Origin of the sequence: Amycolatopsis sp. WAC 04169, from assembly GCF_003947535.1 — a bacterium.
GTDB classification, from domain to species: Bacteria; Actinomycetota; Actinomycetes; order Mycobacteriales; family Pseudonocardiaceae; genus Amycolatopsis; species Amycolatopsis keratiniphila.
Window position 1 is genome coordinate 520561 of the sequence record NZ_QHJI01000002.1, and the last position, 19981, is coordinate 540541.

The 19981-nt window shown below is 70.3% G+C and carries 16 protein-coding genes; 12 read left to right on the top strand and 4 right to left on the bottom strand.

The genetic code is table 11. From position 1 onward, the window contains the following. Positions 1-12 precede the first annotated feature (12 nt). The 3 genes from DMC61_RS07280 to DMC61_RS07290 all read left to right on the top strand — a co-directional run bounded on the left by DMC61_RS07280 (position 13) and on the right by DMC61_RS07290 (position 3530). Complete coding sequence (locus DMC61_RS07280; protein WP_199749923.1) at positions 13-576, top strand: DUF3000 domain-containing protein; 564 nt, start codon at positions 13-15, stop codon at positions 574-576. Between the two features lie 903 nt (positions 577-1479). Further along, on the top strand, positions 1480-2196 hold the full coding sequence (locus DMC61_RS07285; protein ID WP_034318331.1) for a response regulator transcription factor: 717 nt from the start codon (positions 1480-1482) through the stop codon (positions 2194-2196). Positions 2197-2264: 68 nt separating this feature from the next. Next, entirely contained in the window at positions 2265-3530 is a 1266-nt protein-coding gene (locus DMC61_RS07290) for a ribonuclease D (RefSeq protein ID WP_125687802.1), read from the top strand. Between the two features lie 7 nt (positions 3531-3537). On the opposite strand, the gene DMC61_RS07295 is transcribed toward DMC61_RS07290, so the two are convergent. Continuing rightward, positions 3538-4194, bottom strand: coding sequence for a TetR/AcrR family transcriptional regulator (locus tag DMC61_RS07295; protein WP_016332992.1), 657 nt, complete (start codon positions 4192-4194; stop codon positions 3538-3540). A 177-nt stretch (positions 4195-4371) separates the two neighbouring features. Here DMC61_RS07295 and DMC61_RS07300 point away from each other — a divergent pair, with 177 nt between their 5' ends. The 6 genes from DMC61_RS07300 to DMC61_RS07325 all read left to right on the top strand — a co-directional run bounded on the left by DMC61_RS07300 (position 4372) and on the right by DMC61_RS07325 (position 13354). Further along, positions 4372-5838 carry an amino acid permease gene (locus DMC61_RS07300; protein ID WP_016332991.1) on the top strand — a complete coding sequence of 489 codons (1467 nt, stop codon included), beginning with the start codon at positions 4372-4374 and terminating at the stop codon, positions 5836-5838. Between the two features lie 11 nt (positions 5839-5849). Further along, on the top strand, positions 5850-6632 hold the full coding sequence (locus tag DMC61_RS07305) for a DUF1989 domain-containing protein (protein WP_125687804.1): 783 nt from the start codon (positions 5850-5852) through the stop codon (positions 6630-6632). Further along, positions 6629-7243 carry an urea amidolyase associated protein UAAP2 gene (locus tag DMC61_RS07310; protein ID WP_125687806.1) on the top strand — a complete coding sequence of 205 codons (615 nt, stop codon included), beginning with the start codon at positions 6629-6631 and terminating at the stop codon, positions 7241-7243. Before DMC61_RS07305 ends, DMC61_RS07310 begins: the two co-directional genes overlap by 4 nt. Further along, positions 7240-10806 (top strand): urea carboxylase, encoded by a 3567-nt coding sequence (uca, locus tag DMC61_RS07315; protein ID WP_125687808.1) that lies wholly within the window; start codon positions 7240-7242, stop codon positions 10804-10806. Before DMC61_RS07310 ends, uca begins: the two co-directional genes overlap by 4 nt. Continuing rightward, a complete protein-coding gene (gene atzF / locus DMC61_RS07320; RefSeq protein ID WP_125687810.1) occupies positions 10803-12416 on the top strand; it encodes an allophanate hydrolase in 1614 nt (537 codons plus the stop codon). Before uca ends, atzF begins: the two co-directional genes overlap by 4 nt. Before the next feature lie 350 nt (positions 12417-12766). After that, positions 12767-13354 (top strand): D-alanyl-D-alanine carboxypeptidase family protein, encoded by a 588-nt coding sequence (locus tag DMC61_RS07325; protein WP_063274487.1) that lies wholly within the window; start codon positions 12767-12769, stop codon positions 13352-13354. Positions 13355-13361: 7 nt separating this feature from the next. Here DMC61_RS07325 and bla read toward each other — a convergent pair whose 3' ends face one another. Continuing rightward, positions 13362-14279 carry a class A beta-lactamase gene (bla, locus tag DMC61_RS07330; RefSeq protein WP_125687812.1) on the bottom strand — a complete coding sequence of 306 codons (918 nt, stop codon included), beginning with the start codon at positions 14277-14279 and terminating at the stop codon, positions 13362-13364. Between the two features lie 185 nt (positions 14280-14464). Here bla and DMC61_RS07335 point away from each other — a divergent pair, with 185 nt between their 5' ends. Beyond that, the gene (locus tag DMC61_RS07335) at positions 14465-15697 is read left to right on the top strand and encodes a thiolase family protein (protein ID WP_063274489.1); all 1233 of its coding nucleotides are present in this window, start codon (positions 14465-14467) and stop codon (positions 15695-15697) included. 1 nt (position 15698) lies between these two features. Next, entirely contained in the window at positions 15699-17810 is a 2112-nt protein-coding gene (locus DMC61_RS07340) for a 3-hydroxyacyl-CoA dehydrogenase NAD-binding domain-containing protein (protein WP_125687815.1), read from the top strand. A gap of 158 nt (positions 17811-17968) precedes the next feature. On the opposite strand, the gene DMC61_RS41120 is transcribed toward DMC61_RS07340, so the two are convergent. Together DMC61_RS41120 and DMC61_RS07345 are read right to left on the bottom strand one after the other, a co-directional pair. Next, positions 17969-18115, bottom strand: coding sequence for a hypothetical protein (locus DMC61_RS41120; protein ID WP_158634079.1), 147 nt, complete (start codon positions 18113-18115; stop codon positions 17969-17971). 18 nt (positions 18116-18133) lie between these two features. Further along, a complete protein-coding gene (locus tag DMC61_RS07345; RefSeq protein WP_125687817.1) occupies positions 18134-18322 on the bottom strand; it encodes a hypothetical protein in 189 nt (62 codons plus the stop codon). A gap of 42 nt (positions 18323-18364) precedes the next feature. Between DMC61_RS07345 and DMC61_RS07350 the strand changes: the two genes are divergently transcribed. Then, the gene (locus tag DMC61_RS07350) at positions 18365-19966 is read left to right on the top strand and encodes a PHP domain-containing protein (protein ID WP_125687819.1); all 1602 of its coding nucleotides are present in this window, start codon (positions 18365-18367) and stop codon (positions 19964-19966) included. Positions 19967-19981: the final 15 nt, after the last annotated feature.

Here is a 19981-nt window from a genome sequence, read left to right on the forward strand (position 1 = left end):
TACAGTCGGTTGGTGACCGCGATGACGTCAGTACCCGATCTCTTCCGTGAAGCCGTCGCGGCGTTGCAATCGGTCCGGCCCCGTCCCGAAGTCCAGCTGGAGACGATGCGCCCGCCGCAGCGTCTGGCGCCGTGGTCCTACGCGGTGAGCTGCGAGGTGGAAGGGCCGGCGGACGTGCTGGCGTCGGGGCGGCTGGTGCTGCTGCACGACCCCGACGGCCAGGAGGGCTGGGACGGCGTCCTGCGGCTGGTCATGTACGTCCGCGCGGAACTCGACCGGGAACTGGCCACCGATCCCTTCCTGCCCGCCGTGGGCTGGTCGTGGCTGACCGACGCGCTGGAGACCTCCGGCGCGGAGTGGACGGCGCTGGGCGGCACGGTCACCGAGACGTCTTCGGCCCGGTTCGGCGACATCTCCGGGCCCACGCGCACCGACGATCTGGAGCTCCGGGCGTCCTGGACGCCGACCGACGCCGCGTTGCGGCCGCACGGGCAGGCGTTCTGCCAGGTGATGGCGAGCGTCGTGGGGCTGCCGCCAGTCGGCGTGACGCTGTTCGAACAGCGCCAGTCCTCCTGAGCCTCTTCTCCGCAAGTCCGTGAAGGCCTCCTTGAGGGACCCAGGGTCCCTCAAGGAGGCCTTCACGGACTCGGTCACGGGTCCCGACACGCCGGATTCCCATCAATCGAGACATAGCATTCGGGTTATATTGCGAGCGTCGGCCATCTAGCGCCGCTAGAAAAACTAGCGCGGTAGCAAAGGTCCCTTGCTCCCCTCGCGGAGCCGTGAAGGCCTCCTTCACTACCCTCAAAGTAGGCAAGGAGGCCTTCACGGACAGCCGCCATGCCCGCGAAGGGGGCCGAAGCGCCTTCGCTACCCCATTCGCGAACCCCTCATAGCGTCCGTACGCCGCCGAAGGTCGCTTCGCGGCCATCTGGACTAGACCAGCCCTCACCTGCGCGGAGCCGACCGTTCAGAGGTTTGGACCACCCCGTTCGTGCTAACCCGGCTGTCACCGTCCGCAACAAGATCAAACGGGCCCCCGAACCTGCCGGGACGCTTCCGGAGCGTTACCATCGCGGTCACCGAGCGGAGCGATCATGACTCTCCGCGAAGTTGATCAAGCCCGACGCCGGAGGCACTTTCCGGCCCCCGCCACCCCGCCCCGCGGAGGTCCCGGGCAGAGGCACCGGCAGGTGCACGGCTCATCTGCACAGTCGGTTGGGCCCCGGTAACCCCAGTGCATCGTGTTCTTTCGGCGATGTGTTAGCCACCGGCTGTGTACTAGCCCGATCGTGTTACTACGAACTCCCTGAGTGACCACTGGTTTGAGATAGATACCCATTCGATCCCCCCGCGAAGGCCTCAGGGCGGCTACAGTGCCATCGACGACACCACTTTCGGTCTAAAGCTGGCGCGGCTAAACGGCCGAAAGTCCCGGTGCCGGTCGGGGGGCACGACCGACTCCAGGGAGGTAGTGACGTGGCTACCGTCGGCATTTCTCAGGCCGTCCGATCCACGCCAGCCGGTTCATTGCCGGCGAGCATGGTTCCGCACCCGCGGGAAGAGCTTTTTTCCGTGTTGGTGGTCGATGACCACCCGCTGTTGAGGGAGGCAATCTCAGCAAGACTCGCACAGATGGGTGCGGGCACCGTCCACGAGGCCGCCACGGTGGCCGAGGCGAGGGCGCGAGCACAGGCCACCGGGCCTTGTGACCTGGCGATCCTCGATCTCGGACTGCCCGATGGCAGCGGCATCGAGCTGGTTACGGAACTCCGTAGCCACGGCTGGCCTCGAGTAGTGGTGCTCGCTTCATCAGACGACCCGTACGCGGTCAGGTCGGCGTTCCAGGCCGGCGCCCAGGCATACCTGCTCAAGTCGGCTTCGCCGGTCGTGGTGACCGACGGCGTCCGCAGGGTGCTCGAGGGCGGCGTCTACGCGGACCCGAGCGTCGCACCGGTCTTGGCCACCGGCACCCGGGTCGCCGGCACCGACAACACCCCGCGCGAGCTTTCGGCGCGCGAGGTCGAGGTGCTGCAGCTCGTGGCCGACGGCCAGAGCAACAAGGAGATCGGCGAGGAACTCAGCCTCTCCGCTCTCACGGTGAAGTCTCACCTCTCCCGCATCGGGCGCAAGCTCGGCACGGGTGACCGGGCTCAGATGGTGGCGCTGGCCATGCGTGCCGGCGTGATCCGCTGACAAAGGCGAACAGCCCTGCGGGGCGGGCGGACCAGGCGCGGCCCGCTCGTCCCGTAGGGTCTTCACCTATGGAAGGCGACCGACCCGGAGAACCGCAGACGGACCCGAAGACCGGCACCGACGACACCGGTGGACCGGTCCTGCTGCGTGAGCCCGCCGAGGGCACTCCACCGGTGATCGCCGACGCGACCGCCCTCGCCGAAGCCTGCGTGAAGATCGCGGGCGGCAGCGGGGCCATCGCCGTGGACACCGAACGCGCGTCCGGCTATCGATACTGGCCCAAGGCCTATCTCGTGCAGCTGCGCCGCGAAGGTGCCGGCTCCTTCCTCATCGACCCCATTCCGCTCGAAGGGCAGCTCGAACCCCTCGCGGAAGTGCTCAACAACGCCGAATGGGTGCTGCACGCGGCCTCTCAGGACCTGCCGTGCCTAGCCGAACTCGACCTGCGCCCGAAGAGCCTGTTCGACACCGAACTCGCCGGACGGCTCGCCGGGTACGAGCGCGTCGCTCTCGGTACCCTCGTCGAACTCCTCCTCGGCTACCAGCTGGAGAAGGGCCACAGCGCCGCCGACTGGTCGAAGCGCCCGCTTCCCGTCGACTGGCTGAACTACGCCGCCCTCGACGTCGAGCTGCTCATCGAGCTGCGCGAGAAACTCGAAGCCGATTTGGCCGCGCAGGGCAAGCTCGAATGGGCCCAGCAGGAGTTCGAGGCCGTCCGCACCGCGCCGCCGCCCGCACCGCGGGCCGAGCCGTGGCGCCGGACGTCCGGGGTGCACAAGATCCGCAGCGCCCGCGGCCTCGCCGCCGTCCGCGAACTGTGGCAGGCGCGCGACGAGCTCGCCCGCAAACGCGACCGCGCGCCGAGCCGGATCCTGCCCGACAGCGCGATCATCAACGCCGTCACCGCCGACCCGAAGACCGTCGAGCAGCTTCAGGCGCTGCCGGTGTTCAGCGGCCGGGTGCAGCGCAAGTACACCGCGAGCTGGCTGCGGCATCTGCAGGCCGCCCGCGCGCTCCCCGCCGACGAACTGCCCAGCCCCGCGCAGCAGACCGACGGGCCGCCGCCGGTGAACCGGTGGTCGGACAAGGATCCCGACGCCGCCGCCCGGCTTTCCGCCGCACGCGCGGCGTTGTCCGCCATCGCGGAGGACCGGCGGCTGCCGGTGGAGAACCTGCTGCTGCCGGAACTGGTGCGCCGCACCTGCTGGCGTCCGCCGTCGGACCTGAGCGAGGATTCCGTCGCCCAGGTCCTGCGCGAGGGCGGCGCCAGGCCGTGGCAGGTCGAGCTGACGGTCTCGGTGCTGAGCAAGGCGCTCCACTCCACCGCCGCCTGACCCGCTTTCAGCCCTCCAGCAGCGCTCGCGCGGAGCCGCGCAGAACGGCGTCCGGCTCCCCGAGCCCGACGAGCCTCAGCACGCTGTCGGCCCCTTCGACGGCGTGCGCCTCGACGTCCAGGTCCGGCTGGTCGCGCCGGACGATCGCGATGCTCTCGACGAGCCCGAATACGAGGTCGGTCCGGATCCCCTGGAGGGCGGCCGTGACGCCCGCCGCCGCGACGAGCGAGCCGTAGACGCGTTTGAGCTCCGCCCGTTCGGCCCGGAACCGCGCCAGCCGCGGCGAGGAGATCTCCGGCAGCAGGTACAGGGCGCCGAGGTTGTGCCGCGCGCTGCCGAGCAGATGGATGTCCGCGTAGGCCAGCGCCCACAGCCTCGTGCCGACCGGCGCGAATTTGGCCGACAGCCCGCCCGCGACGTCCAGCGACGGCCGGACGGTGTCCTCCAGCAGCGCGGCGAGAATGTCCTCTTTGGACGGAAAGTGGTAGTAGAGCGACGCCTGGCGCAGCCCGGCGCGTTCGGCGATGGCCCGCGTGGTCGTCGCCGCGTAGCCGGCGCCGGTGAACAGCTCCCCCGCCGCGTCCAAGACGGCGAGCCGCGCCTCGCGCTTGCTGGCGGCGGCGCCGCTGGCTCTCGGTCTGCCCACCCCGGTCGTTTTCGTCATCTATCCGATCCTGCCATTTCTCCGCGAAGATCTTTGTTACGTCCGGCGGTCGGCCCAGGTTACCGAATCCGGTATCTGTTAACACCGCGCTTACCCGGCGGAGATCGGAAGGATCCCGCACGCGCTTAATTTCGGTCAGCCGATCGAAATCCGGCCCTTGAGACAGGAGCCTCCGCAATGCCTTCCGAAGACCTTTCCGCCTTCGGGTACCGCCAAGAACTTCGCCGGACACTGGGCGGTTTCTCCGCCTTCGCCGCCGGCTTCTCCTTCGTTTCCATCCTGACCACGGTGTTCCAGCTGTTCGCCTTCGGTTATTCCTTCGGCGACACGCTCTTCTTCTGGACATGGCCGCTGGTGATCGCCGGGCAATTGCTCGTCGCGCTCAACTTCGCCGAACTCGCGGCCCGATTCCCGCTGGCCGGATCGGTTTACCAGTGGGCGAAACACCTCTCCCCCGGATTCGCGGGGTGGCTCGCCGGCTGGATGATGCTGGTGGGCTGCGTCGTGGCGCTCGCGGGGGCCGCGATCGCGCTGCAGGTCGTCCTCCCGTCGGTCTGGAGCGGGTTCCAGCTCGTCGGCGGGGATCCGGCGATCACCTCCCCGACCGGCGCGAGCAACGCGGTGCTGCTCGGCACCCTGCTGATCGTCCTCACCACCGCGATCAACGCGGGCGGCGTGCGGCTGATGGCGCGGATCAACGACGTCGGGGTCGCGGCCGAACTCGTCGGCGTCCTCGTGCTGATCGCCGGTCTCGCGCTGTTCGCCGTCCGCGGCCCGCAGGTCGTGCTCCAGCCCGCGGGCGAAAGCCCCGGCGCCGGCGGCGTCCTCGCATCGGCGTTGATGGCCGCGTACGTGCTGTACGGCTTCGATACCGCCGCCTCCGTCGCCGAGGAGACGAAGGACGCGCGCCGCACCGCACCGCGTGCCGTGCTCCGCGCCCTCCTGATCTCGGGGATCGGCGGGCTCGCCGTCGTCCTCACCGCGCTGATGGCGGCACCGAGCCTGACCGACGGGCAGCTCGCCGGGAAGGGCCTGCCGTATGTGATCACGGCGGTCTTCGGCGACACCCTCGGCCGGGTCTTCCTCGCCGACGTCGCGATCGCGGTCGTCGTGTGCACCCTGACCATCCAGACCGGCACGGTCCGGCTGATCTACTCGATGGCCCGCGACGGCGCGCTTCCCGGCGCCAAACGCCTTTCCGCGGTGAATCCCCGCACCGGCACGCCGATCGCGCCCGCCGTGCTTTCCGGGGCGCTCGCCATCGGGCTGCTGCTGCTGAATCTGGGGAATCCGACGATCTTCAGCACCATCACCGGCACTTCGGTGGTCGTGGTCTATCTGGCCTATCTGCTGGTGACCGGACCGCTGCTGATCCGGCGCCGTCAAGGCCGGTTCACCGCCGAACCCGGCCATTTCTCCCTGGGGCGATGGGCTATTCCGGTCAACATCGCGGCAGTAGGGTACGGCGCGATGATGATCGTCAACATCGCCTGGCCACGAGCCGAGATCTACGACCTGGCGGGCACCGGTTCCGTCTGGGTCCTGTTGTTCCCGATCGAGTTCGTCGGCGCCGCGCTGCTCACCGGCTACCTCTGCTGGCGCCGCCGCTCCGCGCTCACCACGGTTCCCGTCCCCGCGACCTGAAGGAAGGTTCCATGAGCACGACATCGACCACGTACGGCGCTCGCGACCACGCGCGCGCCCAGGCGGGCACGGTGACCGAAGCGATGCCGGCCATCCCGGCGTCCACCTGGCCGGACCCGCCGCCCGGGATCGACCCGGCGAAGCTGGTCTGGGCCGAGACCGTCGCCGGCGGCGGATACACCCACAAGGTCCTCGCGAGGGGCACCGAACTCCGGCTCACCGACGTCGAAGGCGACGCCTGCGCGCATGTGCTGCTGTACAACGCCGACCAGCCCTGGGAACGGCTGAACGTCGCGGACACGGTGAAGGTCCAGTGGAACGCCTATCTCGGCGAGGCGATCGCGCTGCTTTCGGATCAGGCGCGGGTGCTCGCGACCGTCGTCACCGACGAGAGCGGCAAGCACGACGCCCTCTGCGGAACGTCCACTGTGGACGGCATGAAGCTGTTCACCCTGGCGGCCGCCAAACACGGCCTCACCCCGCGCGATCTCCCGCCGAGCCTGTCCTTCTTCCAGGGTGTCCACGTGGAGACCGACGGCGGGCTGACCTTCACCGGTTCGGCGGGCCCCGGCAAATCCGTGGTCCTGCGCACCGAACTCCCGGTGATCATGCTGATCGCCAACGTGCCGCACCCGCTGGACCCGCGCCCGGACTCCCCGATCACCCCGCTGCGCGTCCTCGCCCAGCGCTCCGCGCCGTCCACACCGGACAGTCCTGAATGGACCGCGTCACCCGAAGCGCAGCGCGCCTTCGAGAACACCGCCGACTACCTCACCGCTAGGGGCCTGGCATGACGACGATCATCTCCGACACCGAGGTCGCCGCGCGGGCGCCGTACTCCACCGTGCTGCGGAAGGGCGAGACGCTCGCGATCATCGATCTCGGCGGCAACCAGGCCGTCGACTTCCTCTGCTACGACGCCGCCGACACGGCGAAGAGATACAGCGCGGCCGCCACGATCGCCGCGCAGCGCAACATCTTCCTCACCACCGGCAGCGTGCTGCGCACCGGTGAGGGCGCGCCGCTGCTGACCGTCGTCGAGGACACCTGCGGGCGGCACGACACGATCGGCGGTGCCTGCAGCAAGGAATCGAACAGCCTCCGCTACGGCCAGCACACGCGGTACCAGCACGCCTGCGTCGAGAACTTCCTGGCCGAGGGCGCGAAATGGGGTCTCGGCAAACGGGACCTGGTCAGCAACGTCAACTGGTACATGAACGTGCCGGTGGAACAGGACGGCACGCTCGGCATCGTCGACGGCATCTCCGCGCCCGGCCTCGAAGTCAAGGTGCGCGCCGAGACCGACGTGCTCGTACTGGTGTCGAACTGCCCGCAGATCAACAATCCGTGCAACGGCTTCGACCCGACGCCGGTCCGGATGATCGTCACCGGCGGTGGCGCGTGAAACTGCTCGTCGCCAACCGGGGGGAAATCGCCGTCCGGATCATCCGGACGGCAAGGGAGATGGGCATTCCGACGGTCACCGTCTATTCCGACGCCGACCGGACGGCCGCGCACGTACGGCTTTCCGACGAAGCCGTCCGGCTCGGCCCGGCGCCGGCGAGGGAGAGTTATCTCCTCGGCGACGCCATCATCGAAGCCGCGCTGAAGACCGGCGCGGACACGATCCACCCCGGCTACGGCTTCCTGTCCGAGGACGCCGCCTTCGCCAGGGCGGTGGAGGCGGCCGGGCTCCGGTTCGCCGGTCCCACGGCGGACCACCTCGAAGTCTTCGGCAGCAAGCACACCGCACGGGAGAAGGCCGTCGAAGCCGGGGTCCCGCTGCTGCCGGGCACCGGGCTGCTGGCCACCCTGGCCGACGCCGAAGCGGCGGCGGACGAGATCGGCTACCCCGTGATGCTCAAGGCCACCGGCGGTGGCGGCGGGATCGGCATGCGGGCCTGCGCGTCGGCCGGGGAACTCCGCGACGCCTGGGAGGCGGTGCAGAGCATCGCGTCCAAGAGCTTCTCGACCTCGGGGGTGTTCCTCGAACGGCTCGTGACCCGCGCGCGGCACGTCGAGGTCCAGGTGTTCGGCGACGGTACGGGTGAGGTGCTGGCGCTGGGGACGCGGGACTGCACCCTGCAGCGGCGCAATCAGAAGGTGCTCGAAGAGTGCCCCGCGCCGGGACTTACCGAAGCGGTGCGGGAGAAACTGACCTCGGCGGCCGTCGGCCTCTGCGCTTCGGTGCGCTACCGCTCTGCCGGGACGGTCGAGTTCATCTACGACCCGGCGCGCGAGGAGGCCGCGTTCCTCGAAGTCAACACGAGGCTCCAGGTGGAACATCCGGTCACCGAGGCGGTGTACGGCATCGACCTGGTCTCGTGGATGCTCCGGCTCGCCGACGGCGACACCGGGATGTTCGCCACCACGCCGTCGCCGCGCGGGCACGCGATCGAAGCCCGCGTCTACGCGGAGGATCCGGCCGCCGGGCACCGGCCGAGTGCGGGCCTGCTGACCCGCGCCGATTTCCCGGCCGGGGTCCGGGTCGACACCTGGGTCGAGGCCGGGTCGAAGGTGACGACGCATTACGACCCGTTGCTCGCCAAGGTGATCACCGTCGGCGCGGACCGGGCCGGGGCGCTGGCCGCGTTGGGCGAGGCGCTCGGCGAGAGCCGGGTGGACGGCGTCCGGACGAACCTCGGCCAGTTGCGCGCGGTCGCCGCGGATCGACGACTCGGCGAGGTCACGCACGACACCGCGACACTCGACACGATCACCGACCCCGAACCGCGGATCGAGGTGCTGCGGGGCGGCACGATGACCACCGTCCAGGACTGGCCGGGACGGCTGGGGTTCTGGCACGTGGGTGTCCCGCCGAACGGGCCGATGGACGAGCTGTCCCTGCGGCTGGGCAACCGCGCTCTCGGCAACCCCGAAGGCGCGGCGGGCCTGGAGTGCACTGTGGACGGTGTCTCACTGCGGTTCACCGAGGTCACAATCGTTTGCGTTACCGGTTCTCCGTCGCCGGTGACCGTCAATGGGGAACCTGTTCCACAATGGGCGCCGGTCGAGATCCCCGCGGGCGGCGTGCTCGACGTGGGCACCGGGACCGCCGGGCTCCGCGCGTACGTCCTGGTACGCGGCGGGATCGACGTGCCGGACTTCCTCGGCAGCGCGGCGACGTTCACGCTCGGCGGTTTCGGCGGGCACGGCGGGCGCGCGCTGGCGACCGGCGACGTCCTCTACCCCGGGCCGCTGCCGGAGAACGCCGTCACCGGTCCCGTCCCCGAGGCCGAACGGCCGGTTTTCGCCACGCACTGGGAGATCGGCGCGGCCGAGGGACCGCACGCGGCGCCGGAGTTCTTCACCCCGGACGACATCGAGACGTTCTACGCCACCGATTGGGAAGTGCATTTCAACTCCGCGCGGACGGGTGTCCGGCTCGTCGGGCCCCGGCCGCGCTGGGCACGGGAGGACGGCGGCGAGGCGGGCCTGCACCCGTCGAACATCCACGACACGCCGTACGCGATCGGCGCCGTCGACTACACCGGCGATCTGCCGATCCTGCTGGGCCCGGACGGGCCGAGCCTCGGCGGGTTCGTCTGCCCGGCGACCGTGGTGACCGGGCAGCGGTGGAAACTCGGCCAGCTGCGGCCGGGCGACACCGTGCGGTTCGTGCCGATCACCACCGAGCACGCGGGCTCTTTGCGTGTCTCGCCGGGCACGGCGGTCAAGGCGAGCCGGAAGCCGATCGACGACGGCGGCGTCCTCGGCCGTCTGTCCACATCGGACGAGAATCCCGAGGTCACCTACCGGCGCAGCGGCGACGACAACCTGCTGATCGAGTACGGGCCGATGAAACTCGACCTGGCGCTGCGGATGCGGGTCCACGCCCTGGCCGACCGGCTGGCCACGGAAGGCCTCGACGGGGTCGTGGACCTGACTCCGGGCATCCGCTCGCTACAGGTGCACGTCGACCCGGACGTGCTGCCGGTGCCGAAACTGCTCGGCCTCGTGCAGGAGGTGGAGCACGACCTGCCCCGTACCGCGGATCTCGTGGTGCCGAGCCGGACCGTGAGGCTGCCGTTGTCCTGGGACGATCCGGCGACGCGCGAGGCGATCGAGCGGTACATGGCGGGCGTGCGCGACGACGCACCGTGGTGCCCGTGGAACATCGAGTTCATCCGCCGGGTGAACGGTCTGTCCAGTGTGGACGACGTCTACCGCACGGTGTTCGACGCGGAGTACCTCGTGCTGGGCCTCGGTGACGTCTATCTCGGCGCGCCGGTGGCCACTCCCCTGGACCCGCGGCACCGGCTGGTGACCACGAAGTACAACCCGGCCCGCACGTGGACCGCGGAGAACTCGGTCGGGATCGGCGGCTCGTACCTGTGCATCTACGGGATGGAAGGCCCCGGTGGATACCAGTTCGTCGGCCGGACGGTGCAGGTGTGGAGCGGCTGGCGGCAGCGCGGATCGTTCGAGCCGGGTTCACCGTGGCTGCTGCGGTTCTTCGACCGGATCTCCTGGTATCCGGTGACCGCTGAGGAACTCCTCGACCTGCGGGCCCAGAGCTCGGCCGGGGAGCTGGAACTCGACATCACCGACGGCGAGTTCGCGCTGGCCGACCATGAACGGTTCCTGGCCGACAACGCGGCCGACATCGCCGCGTTCCGGGCGAAGCAGAGCGCGGCGTTCGAGGCGGAGCGGCAGGCGTGGGCGGCGGCGGGCGAGTTCGACCCGCGGCCGGAACCCGTCGGCGCCAAGGTCCCGACCACGAAGATCGAGGCCCCGCCCGGTGGGCACGTCGTCGAGGCGCCGTTCGCGGCGACCGTGTGGCGGGTGGACGTCGAGCCCGGCAAGAAGGTCGACGCGGCCGAGACGCTGGTGATCCTCGAAGCGATGAAGACCGAGGCGCGGATCCCCGCGCCCGCCGGCGGCGAGGTCATCGAGGTCCTCGTCTCGCCCGGTGATCAGGTCGCCCCCGGCACCCCGCTGGTGGTTCTGGGAAGGAGCGCGGGATGAGCGTGCGGGAGCGGGTGCGCGCCGCGTACCACCGGATCGCCCGGGTCGACCGGCCCGAGATCTGGATCGGCCTGCGTCCCGAGGAGGACGTGCTCGCCGACGCGGAGAAGCTCGAAGCCCGTCGCGCGGCGGGGGAATCCCTGCCGCTGTACGGGAAACTCGCCGCGGTCAAGGGCAACATCGACGTCGCCGGGCTGCCGACGACGGCCGCGTGCCCCGAGTACGCCTACTCGCCCGCCGAGGACGCGCCGGTGGTGGCGCGGCTGCGCGCGGCCGGGGCGCTGATCCTGGGCACCACCAATCTGGACCAGTTCGCGACCGGGCTGGTCGGGACGCGCAGCCCGCACGGGGCGGTGCGGAACGCGATCGATCCGGCGTACGTCTCGGGCGGGTCGAGTTCGGGGTCGGCGGTCGCGGTGGCGCTCGGGATCGCGGATCTGGCGCTGGGCACGGACACCGCGGGATCCGGCCGGGTCCCGGCGGCGTTCAACGGGATCGTCGGGCTGAAGCCGACGCGGGGGCTGCTGCCGACGACGGGTGTCGTGCCCGCGTGCGCGAGCATCGATTGCGTGACCGTGTTCGCGCGGACGGTCGACGAGGCGACGGCGGCGTTCGCCTGCTTGAGCGAGCCCCGGGATCTTCCGGTGCTGAACCGTCCTTTCCGGATCGGCGTACCTTCCGAGCTGGGCCCGTTGCAGGACGGCTGGGCCGAAGCGTTCGCCGCGGCGGCTCGCTCGTATCGGGAGGCGGGCGCCGAGCTGGTGCCTGTCGACATATCGCCGTTCCTGGCCGCGGCGCGCCTGCTGTACGAAGGCGCCTTCGTGGCCGAGCGGTACTCGGCGGTCGGCGAGTTCATCGACGCGCATCCGGACGCCGTCGATCCGGCCGTGCGGCAAATCATCGGCGCGGCGAAGGACATCCCGGCGCATCGGTTGTTCAGCGACCTGGCGAGGCTCGACGGTCTTTCGGCCGAGGCGTCGGCGGTGTTGTCCACTGTGGACTGTCTTCTGCTGCCCACGACGACGGAACACCCGACGATCGCCGACGTCGAGGCCGACCCGCTGGGCGTGAACGCGCGGCTGGGCCGGTTCACGAACTCGACGAACCTGCTGAACCTGTCGTCGCTCGCCGTGCCCGCCGGGACCGTCGGCGGGCTGCCGTTCGGGGTGATGCTGGTCGGGCCCGCGTACGCCGACCGGATCCTCGCCGACGTCGCCCGCTCGGTGCCGCGGCGCACGCGGATCGCGGTCGTCGGCGCGCATCTGCGCGGGCAGCCGCTGAACCACGAGCTGACCTCGCGGGGCGGCCGGTTCGTTTCCGCGGGACCGACGGCGGCCGAGTACCGGTTCTACGCGCTGGACACCGTGCCGCCGAAACCCGGTCTCGTGCGGGTCGCCTCGGGCGGCGAGCCGATCGAGGCGGAGGTGTGGGATCTGCCGCTGAGCGGCTTCGGCGAGTTCGTGGCGGGCGTTCCCGCGCCGCTGGCCATCGGGAAGGTGCGGCTGGCCGACGGGAGTGAGGTGCCGGGGTTCGTGTGCGAGCCCGGCGCGGTGGAGGGTGCCCAGGACATCACGGGGTACGGCGGGTGGCTCGGGTACTTGAGCCGTTGAGTCGCGTCTCGTGAGTGGCGTTTCGGGTTAGAACCCGAAACGCCACTCACGACCACCTGTACCGAACGGCGGCCTGTCGTGCTTGATCGGACGGCACGTGTGATCAGACGGACGACACACGTGATCAGATGGACGACACCCCCCGTGGCGAAGCATCCGCCGCGAGCCGTCCGTCCACACACGCGTGTCGTCCATCTGATCACGTGTGTCGTCCAGCCAGTCACGCGAGAACACCGGTAGGGATCCACGACCCCCGGACCAGGCGTTTTCCGATTTGGTTGGCTTCACGGGGCGTTCTGGGAAGAAGCTCACAAACCGTGGCGGCCCGTCGTGGGCTGGGTAGCTTCGGGGTGGTGCCGACCACATCCACCTCCAGCCGCAGGACCGTGATCAGCGTGTTCGCCGCGCTGGGCCTCGTCGTGGCCGCGATGGTGACGCTCGGCGCCACCGGCCTGGCCGTCAAACCGGTGAACGGGCAGGCGCTCGCGGTCCTCGAAGAGGTCCCCGGTCCCGAGAGCGGCCCGACCTGCGCCGTCGACAAGCGTTATGTCGACGAGGACACCTTCGGCATGCGCCCGGACGTGATCGAAGCGTGGAACGCCATGCGCGCCAAGGCCAAAGCCCAGAACGTCACGCTCTGCGTGAACGACGGCAAACGCAGCCGGAGCCAGCAGCAGCGCGAGTTCGACAAGGCCGTCGAGCGGTTCGGCTCCGTGGAGCAGGCCAAGAAATGGGCGCTTCAGCCCGAGACGTCCATGCACGTCAAGGGAATCGCCGTCGACATCCAGCCGCTGAACTCGGCCTCGTGGGTGGACAAGAACGGCGGCCCGCTCGGCTGGTGCCGTCGCTACGACAACGAAAAGTGGCACTTCGAGTACGACCCGGCCTACAAGACCGCCGGCTGCCCCGCCCTGCTCCCCAGCGCCACCGGCAACTGACCCGGAACTACGCCAGCTTTTCGACAACGTACCTCGCGGCCTCGGCGAGTAGCGCTTCGTCGTACGGAGCGTCCTTCGCCGCCTTGCTGGACATGACCGCCAGGACGATCGGGGCCTTACCCGGCGGCCATAGGACGGCGATGTCGTTCAGCGTGCCGTACTCGCCTGTGCCGGTCTTGCCGGCGACGGTCCAGCCGGGCGGCAGGCCCGCCCGGATCCGGCCGGCGCCGGTGACGGTGCGCTGGAGCAGGTCGCGCAGGAAGTCGCGTTTGTCGGCGGTCAGCGTGTCCCCCAGCACGATCTCCCGGTAGTCGGCCGCGAACGCCCGCGGTGTGGTGGTGTCGCGAAGGTCGCCCGGCGTGGCCTCGGTGATGGCCGGTTCGATCCGGTCCATCCGCGTGACCGTGTCGCCGAGACCGCGCGTGAACGCCGTCAGCGCGGCGGGGCCGCCGAGATCCCGCAGCAGGAGGTTGCCCGCCGTGCCGTCGCTGAACCGGACGGCGGCGTCGCACAGCTGGCGGATCGTCATGCCCGTGGCCACGTGCCGCTCGGTGACCGGGGCGTGCTTCATCAGGTCGGCCCGCGAGTAGCTGACCCGGGTTTCCAGATGCGACAACGGATTGCGCTGCAGCACCGCGGCCGCCGCGACCCCCTTGAACGTCGAGCAGAACGCGAACCGCTCGTCCGCGCGGTGCTCGACGGTGCCGCCGCCTCCGGTGTCGAGCGCGTACACGCCGAGCCGGGCGTCGAACTTCTTCTCCAGCTCCAGCAACCGGTCGTGGAACTGGCGGGTGGTGGACGGCGGGGGCGGCGAGGGATCCGGCGACGGCACGGGCGGGTTCGCCCGCGTGCAGGCGGCCAGTGACGCGAGGACCGCCATCCCCAGTAGCGCACGACGGGTGACGGCCGGCCCCGGCGAGTTCATCGTGATCCCTCCCCCTGATCACTTCGAACATAGCAATTTCCCCACCTCCCCCGGATCGGCCAAGCGGCCGAGGCGGGTGACCCCGGGAGTGTGCCTTCCCCCACTCGACCGGGCCACCATCCTGGTTACCGACCGGTAACCGGGGCTAGGGTGCGGTCAGGACAACCTCTACTTCAGGAGCATTCGTGGCCGCAGGAGCAACACCGCTCGCGCCGAACGCGCGGTCGGTACGCAATGTCGCCTTCGTCGAAGGGGTGCGGACGCCCTTCGGCAAGGCAGGCGAAAAGGGTATGTACGCCGGCACCCGTGCCGACGATCTCGTCGTCAACGCCATCCGTGAACTGCTGCGGCGGCACCCCGAGCTGCCGCCCGAGCGCGTCGACGAGGTGGCGATCGCCGCCACCACCCAGATCGGCGACCAGGGCCTGACCATCGGCCGCACCGCCGCGCTGCTGGCGGGCCTGCCGAAGTCGGTGCCCGGTTTCGCGCTCGACCGGATGTGCGCCGGCGCGATGACCGCGGTCACCACCACCGCGAGCGGGATCGGCTTCGGTGCCTACGACATCGCCATCGCCGGCGGCGTCGAGCACATGGGCCGCCACCCGATGGGCGAGGGCGTGGACCCGAACCCGCGCATCATCGCCGACAAGCTCGTCGACCCGACGGCGCTCGTGATGGGCCAGACCGCGGAGAACCTGCACGACCGGTTCCCGGCGATCACCAAGCAGCGCACCGACGCGTACGCCGCGCGCAGCCAGGAGAAGTACGCCGAGGCCGTGAAGACCGGCAAGATCGGCCCCGAGCTGGTCCCGGTCGCCACGCGCTCGAAGGAACTCGGCTGGGGTCTCGCGACCGAGGACGAGCCGCCGCGCCCCGGCACCACCGTCGAGCAGCTCGCCGGGCTGAAGACGCCGTTCCGCCCGCACGGCCGGATCACCGCGGGCAACGCGGCCGGGCTCAACGACGGCGCCACCGCGGCGCTGCTCGCCGACGAGGACACCGCCCGCGAACTCGGCCTGCCGATCGGCATGCGCCTGGTGGGCTACTCCTTCGCCGGTGTCGAGCCGGAGGTCATGGGCATCGGCCCGGTGCCCGCCACCGAGAAGCTGTTCGCGCGCACCGGCCTGTCGATCGACGACATCGGCCTGTTCGAGATCAACGAGGCGTTCGCGATCCAGGTGCTCGCGTTCCTCGACCACTTCGGCATCGCCGACGACGACCCCCGCGTCAACCAGTGGGGTGGCGCGATCGCCTGCGGTCACCCGCTCGCGTCCTCCGGGGTGCGGCTGATGACGCAGCTTTCGCGTCAGTTCGCCGAGCGCCCCGACGTGCGCTACGGCTTGACCACCATGTGCATCGGCATCGGCATGGGCGGCACGGTCATCTGGGAGAACCCGGCTTTCGAGGGGGCCAAGTAACATGACTTTCACCGCTGAGCAGGCGAAAGCCGCCTTCCCCGACGAGGTCGTCACGAACGCGGTGACCCGGCTGGTGAAGGTGCCCGGGCTCGACAAGCCCGTCGCGCTGATCACCCTGGACAACGGCCACGACCACACCCGGCCGAACACCTTCGGCCCGCAGGGCCTGGTGAGCCTCAACGCCGCGATCGACGCCGCCTTCGCCGCGGAACCCGCCGCGATCGCGGTCACCGGCAAGCCGTTCATCTTCGCCGTCGGCGCCGACCTTTCCGGCGTCGAAGCGGTCGCGGATCCGGCGCTGGCGCGGGAGATCGCGCAGACCGGGCACGACGTGTTCCGGCGCCTCACGGAGACCGAGATCCCGACCTTCGGGTTCATCAACGGCGCGGTGATGGGCGGCGGGCTCGAACTCGCCCTCTCCTGCCACTACCGCACGCTTTCGGAGAACACCGCCGCGATCGCGTTCCCCGAGGTCTTCCTCGGCCTGTTCCCGGGCTGGGGCGGCACGCAGCTGCTGCCGAACCTCATCGGCCCGGACGCCGCGGTCACCGTGATCATCGAGAACGCGCTGGCCCAGAACAAGATGCTGAAGGTCGCGCAGGCGGCGGAGCTCGGCATCGTCGACGAGGTCTTCGGCTCGGCCGACTACCTCGAGCAGTCCCTGCTGTGGCTGGCGAAGGTCGTCAACGGCGAGATCACCCCCGCCCGCCGCGAGATCGACCGCGGCGCGGGCTGGGACGCCGCGATCGCGCGCGCCAAGGCCATTGTGGACGGTCGCACGAAGGGCGCGTCCCCCGGCGCGACCAAGGCCGTCGAGTTGCTGGAGCTGGCCCGCGAGAACGATCTGGACCGCGGCTACGCGGCCGAGACCGACGGGCTCGCCGAACTGCTCATGGACGACACCCTGCGCGCCGGGCTGTACTCGTTCAACCTGGTCAACAAGCGGGCCAAGCGGCCGGCGGGCGCGCCGGACAAGTCGCTGGCGCGCAAGGTGAACAAGGTCGGCATCGTCGGCGCGGGGCTGATGGCCAGTCAGATGGCGCTGCTGTTCGTGCGCCGTCTCAAGGTGCCGGTGGTGCTCACCGACGTCGACCAGGAACGCGTCGACAAGGGTGTGTCCTATGTGCACGGTGAGATCGACAAGCTGCTGGCCAAGAAGCGGGTCTCGCCGGACGGCGCGAACCGGCTGAAGGCGCTCGTCACCGGCTCGCTCGACAAGTCGGCGTTCGCCGACGCCGACTTCGTGATCGAGGCGGTGTTCGAGGAGCTGGGCGTCAAGCAGAAGGTCTTCGCCGACCTGGAGCAGTACGTCTCCCCCGAGGCGATCCTGGCGACGAACACCTCGTCGCTGTCGATCACCGCGATGGCGTCGCAGCTGAAGCATCCGGAACGCGTGGTCGGGTTCCACTTCTTCAACCCGGTCGCGGTGATGCCGCTGCTGGAGATCGTCCGCGCGGAGAAGACCGACGACGCCGCGCTGGCGACGGCGTTCGCGCTCGGCAAGCAGCTCAAGAAGTCGAGCGTGCTGGTCAAGGACGCGTCCGCGTTCGTGGTCAACCGGCTGCTGCTGCGTTTCCTCGGCGAGGTGCTGGTGACCGTCGACGAGGGCACGCCGTTCGATGTCGCCGACAAGGCGCTCGAGCCGCTGGGCCTGCCGATGACGCCGATGACGCTGATGCAGCTCGTCGGCCCGGCGATCGCCCTGCATGTCGGGGAGACCCTGCACGAGGCGTTCCCGGACCGGTTCACCGTCAGCGAGAACCTGGACCGCTTCGTGAAGGCGGGCAAGAAGGGCGTCTGGCAGTGGGACGACAAGGGCAACGCCACCGTCGATCCCGAGGTGGCCGAGCTCTGGCAGCAGGGCGACTCGCCGTCGACGTCCGAGCAGGTGCGTGACCGCGCGCTGGCCGCGATCGCCGAGGAGATCCGGATCATGCTCGACGAGGGCGTGGTCGCCGAGGCGCAGGACATCGACCTGTGCCTGATCCTCGGCGCGGGCTGGCCGTTCTGGCTGGGCGGCATCACGCCGTACCTCGACCGGGCGGGCGTGTCCGAGAAGGTCAACGGCAAGCCGTTCCTGGCCCCGGGTGTGGCGAGCGTGCCGCTCTCCTGAGCCTCCGCGAAAGGCCACCGTCGGCGATCCCTTGATCGCAGGCGGTGGCCTTTCGCGTTTTTCGTGGAATCGATGGCGAGCGGCTACGTTTTCGTGAAATCCTGGGGTCCTGCAAGGGAACGTTCGTCTCCCCGGCCATCCCCCGGGGAGACGGGCCGTCAGCGTTCCCCGGAGGGCGGACAGGGCGGCGGCGTGGCCGTCATCTGGGCGGCGATCCGAGCGGGATCGAGCACGTCGACCTTCTGCGCCTCGGGGAACCGCTGCCGCAGCTCGTCCGCCCACGCTTCGACGTCGATTCCGGCCACGGGCACCATACGAGCGCTTCAAGAAGCTCTTCGCGAAGCGGCGGAACTGCTGGAGCTGGCGACGCCGGACACGCTTCCCGCGGCGGTGCACCCGAGGACCAGGACCGCGACCGCGGCGACCACCCAGAGCAACCGCCGCGACGCCTTCGGTGTCCGTTCCGGTTCTTCCACAGGGACGATCATCACACGGCGCCGTCCCTTCGCCATCCGGACATCGTCCGTTCAACGAGGCTCTTTAGCGTCCGGCCGGTGAACAGCGAAAAACCCGGCGTCGACCGCCGCGGATTCCTCAAGCGCGCGGGCCTCGTCTCCGCGGCGGCCGCCGGCGCCCCACTCGCCGCCGCGGCACCGGCGGACGCCCTCGACCTGAACCTCGACCTCGATCTCGGCCTTGTCTTCGGCCGTGACCGCTATCGGTGGCTGGCGGGCGATCACCACATCCACACGCAGTACTCCTACGACGCGATGTACACAGTGGACGGAATCGCCACCGACGCGCGCCGTCACGGCGCGGACTGGGCGGTGATCACCGATCACGGCCACGCCGCGCACGAGAAGTCGTCGGTGGAGCGCACGAACGCCGCGATCCGGGCGGCGCAGCGCGAACATCCCGATCTCCTGCTGTGGCAGGGCATGGAGTGGAACGTGCCGGGTGCCGAGCACGCGACGCTGTTCTTCCAGGCCGGCGCGGACCAGGCCGCGAAACTGCGGGAGTTCGAGCGCGCCTTCGACTGGCGGCTCACCGGCACCGAACCGGGCACGCCGGACAACGAGGCGCTGGCCGTCAAGGCGATCCGCTGGCTCGCCGCCGAAGAGCGGGCACGCCGGATCCACGCGCCGGTGGTGGTGATCAATCATCCGCTGCGCAACGGCCGGATCGCGCCGCACGAGATCCGCGCGCTGCGCGACGCCGCGCCCGGCATCGTCATCGGCATGGAAGGCGCGCCGGGAGCGCAGGCCGACGGCTTCCCCAAACCGCTCGGGAGCGGTGGTGGCGCGCGCGGCGGGTACGGCAACTCGCCCGGCTCGAACTCGTGGCCGGGTTTCCCGGAGTCGGCCTACCGCACCTACGGCGGCTTCGACTGGAGCACCGCGACCGTCGGCGGGCTCTGGGATTCGCTGCTGGCCGAAGGAAAGCCGTGGTGGATCACCAGCAACTCCGACTCGCACTACAACCGCGGCGACACCCACGTGCGGCCCAGCGTCCCCGACGGTTACTACGACGAGCACGGCGGCTACCCGGACCCGATCGACACCGGCGTCCCGCAGACCCTGCCGCCGTACGCGGACTTCGCTCCCGCCGAGTTCAGCCGGACGATGGTCGGCGTGACCCGCCGAAGCCACGAAGGTGTGCTGGAAGGGTTGCGCGCGGGCCGCGTCTGGGTGGTGCACGGCGGGCTGGCGCAGGAACTCGAGTTCGGCGCGTACAGCGGCTGGAGCTCGGCGACGATGGGCGGCAGGCTGCGGGTCCGGCGCGGGTCCGACGTCACGGTGGTCGTCTCGGCGAAGCTCGCGGCCCGGCCGAACGGCGGCGGCGCGATCCCGAGGCTCGCGCGGCTCGACCTCGTGTCCGGACCGGTGACCGGCCCGGCCGCCGACCGCGACACGCAGACCGCCCCGAGCACGCGGGTGGTGCGGTCCTTCGAGCCGCGGTGGGCGCCCGGGCGGCGGGTCACCTTCCGGCACACGTTCCGCGACGTGCGCGAGCCGTTCTTCGTGCGGACACGCGGCACGGACGGCAAGAAGCACGTGCCCGGCGGGATCGAGCCGAGCGCCGACGTGATCGGGCAGTCGAACCCGTTCGAAGACCTGTGGCTGTACGGGAACCCGATCTTCGTCGACGTGCGGTAGGCGACCGGGGCCGGG

Coding starts and splice junctions, on each gene's coding strand:
- DMC61_RS07300 (WP_016332991.1), top strand. CDS start 4,372: ATGCCTTCCGAAGACCTTTCCGCCTTCGGGTACCGCCAAGAACTTCGC.
- DMC61_RS07295 (WP_016332992.1), bottom strand. CDS start 4,194: ATGACGAAAACGACCGGGGTGGGCAGACCGAGAGCCAGCGGCGCCGCC.
- DMC61_RS07345 (WP_125687817.1), bottom strand. CDS start 18,322: ATGGCGAAGGGACGGCGCCGTGTGATGATCGTCCCTGTGGAAGAACCG.
- atzF (WP_125687810.1), top strand. CDS start 10,803: ATGAGCGTGCGGGAGCGGGTGCGCGCCGCGTACCACCGGATCGCCCGG.
- DMC61_RS07310 (WP_125687806.1), top strand. CDS start 6,629: ATGACGACGATCATCTCCGACACCGAGGTCGCCGCGCGGGCGCCGTAC.
- DMC61_RS07290 (WP_125687802.1), top strand. CDS start 2,265: ATGGAAGGCGACCGACCCGGAGAACCGCAGACGGACCCGAAGACCGGC.
- DMC61_RS07305 (WP_125687804.1), top strand. CDS start 5,850: ATGAGCACGACATCGACCACGTACGGCGCTCGCGACCACGCGCGCGCC.
- bla (WP_125687812.1), bottom strand. CDS start 14,279: ATGAACTCGCCGGGGCCGGCCGTCACCCGTCGTGCGCTACTGGGGATG.
- DMC61_RS07340 (WP_125687815.1), top strand. CDS start 15,699: ATGACTTTCACCGCTGAGCAGGCGAAAGCCGCCTTCCCCGACGAGGTC.